The organism is Acidithrix ferrooxidans, assembly GCF_000949295.1.
Classification (GTDB): domain Bacteria; phylum Actinomycetota; class Acidimicrobiia; order Acidimicrobiales; family Acidimicrobiaceae; genus Acidithrix; species Acidithrix ferrooxidans.
This window is the reverse complement of record NZ_JXYS01000163.1, coordinates 1-1,910: the sequence shown is the minus strand read 5'-3', so window position 1 is coordinate 1,910 and position 1,910 is coordinate 1. Positions and strand designations below refer to the sequence as shown.

Annotated in this window: 2 protein-coding genes and 1 pseudogene; all 3 read right to left on the bottom strand. The window is 46.4% G+C overall.

Translation table 11 applies throughout. The features are described 5' to 3' along the window. Positions 1 to 124 (bottom strand): annotated as a pseudogene (locus AXFE_RS19740) (IS3 family transposase); the annotation flags it as partial. 121 nt (positions 125 to 245) lie between these two features. Continuing rightward, positions 246 to 1,175, bottom strand: a complete 930-nt coding sequence (locus AXFE_RS18015) for an IS1380 family transposase (protein WP_160291940.1) — start codon at positions 1,173 to 1,175, stop codon at positions 246 to 248. Continuing rightward, positions 1,135 to 1,368, bottom strand: coding sequence for a hypothetical protein (locus tag AXFE_RS19735; protein WP_052607265.1), 234 nt, complete (start codon positions 1,366 to 1,368; stop codon positions 1,135 to 1,137). Before AXFE_RS19735 ends, AXFE_RS18015 begins: the two co-directional genes overlap by 41 nt. Between the last annotated feature and the right edge of the window lie 542 nt (positions 1,369 to 1,910).

The following is a 1,910-nucleotide window of genomic DNA, read 5'->3' as shown; positions in this document are numbered from 1 at the left end:
TTCCAAGCTTCTGAGCAACAGATTGGATAGCTGCCCACTGTGGGGGATACTCACCTCGATGGTCCGTGACCATTCGTATTGCTCGATCACGAACTTCGGGTGAATACTTCTTTACTCTTGCCATAATGATGACTCCTTAACTCAAGACTAGGAGTCTCCAAGATTTCCGGGGCGTATCAAGTTGCACCGTGTCAGGTTGTGCAGTTGCACCGTGTCAGGTTGTGTGCAATTGCACAAATGGCTAATTAGACCAGTTCCAACCAAACGGCATTAGCGTTCTTGTATCTGGATGGAACATGATTCCATCCCGAACCTCCTTTGAGATCCTTGATGACTAGTTCGATCTGGGCATGTGCTCGGTGATCAGCCTCAAGAAAGAGCGTTTCGCCTTGTCGATCGGTAATAAATGCGTGATAGTCATAGTCTCTAAATAGTGCCAGCTGAGACCCTGGAGTAGGCTTTGTTCTTCCTACGATAAGACGAACGTCTTGTCTATCTCTTGCAAATGCGCGATATTTCACTTCTGCTACATCAGCTCCACCTTCAAGCCAGTAGGGAATTGAAGTCCAGGCATCCTCTTGGATATCGGAGATGATACCTTTTAGTCTCTTGGACATCCGTGTTGTAATGCAAATGCGAACATCACCCGCACTAGCTGCGTCTCTAACGGCTCTTGAGTAGAACCCAGAGTCAAAACGCATGGTTATTTCACCAGTTGCTCCAGCGGCTCTGGCATTGTTGATTACCTGAGTTACAAACTCTCCGGCACCACGAGCGGTATTGGCATTGCCTTCACGAGTCACTATTCCAAGAATGTCACCTGTCTTGCCAACAGCTGCTAGGTGTGGGTGATACCCCCTTAGGTTGGTATAACCAAATCCAGCTCCTTCTTTTTTGTTTCCATATACCTGACATATCGTGGAATCAACATCAATGGTGAGCGGCTCATCACCTGGACCTGCTCCAGCTAGCCAGGCTCGTTCTAGCAACAAAGCTGCAACTCGTTCAACATCTGCGATGTCACTGGTCTCAAAACTACGCAAGAAGACACCAAGAGTGGATGGTGCTGGCATTATCTGACCAAGGATAACTTGCGCATTTGGGCTTTCAAGGATTGCAGTGTCATCAATGCAATCACCACCGGCCAAGATAGATGCGACGCAAGATAGATGCAATGATAGCCATAGCTCTTCTGCCAACATTTGCTCGTCCAGGACGATCCTCTAGGTCAATGTGTAAATCAAAGAGATCCCTAAGGCCAAGTCTCTCAGCAAGGGTGATAGGGAGTATTAACCCACTGTTGGAAACTGCGTTCGAATCGTCAAAGGTGACTATCAAACACTCTAAAGCACTAGTAGATGCTCGCATCTAAAAGGTGCTCCTTGAACTGGTTGTTTTTTGACTATTACAACCTAAAGTTCACCAGTTCAAAGCACCTTTTTAATGCCAAAATCAAAGTCGATCGGCTAAATTTTCGGTGGATCCAGGGTAAGAGTGCCTATGGTTAAATGTTGGGAACCGAGCTAAAGCATCTCAAGGAACTTGAATCTAAAGAACCGTCATCTAAAGAGCATCGTTGCTGACCTAACTCTTGATGTCTCCATGCTTAAGGATGTGACGATAAGAAACTTCTAAACCTATAATCTTACTTTTTTATGGTAGTTCGCAAACTACAGATAGGATCTAGGGTTTCTAAAGAGATGAGCCCGCGAAAGTAGCAGGTAAAAATCGCGCTAAGGGCCGTACAGTAGCGCCTGAGCGCAGATCTAGCCGAAGGACTAACCCCCTTGACACCTAGGGATAGCGCGTCGCTATAATTGAAGGTTGAGTCGGGCCACTAACTCAAACGTGCTGGGGCCATTTTGGTCAAGCGTTTCCACACACTTGTCAATATCTTCTTTAGATCTCAT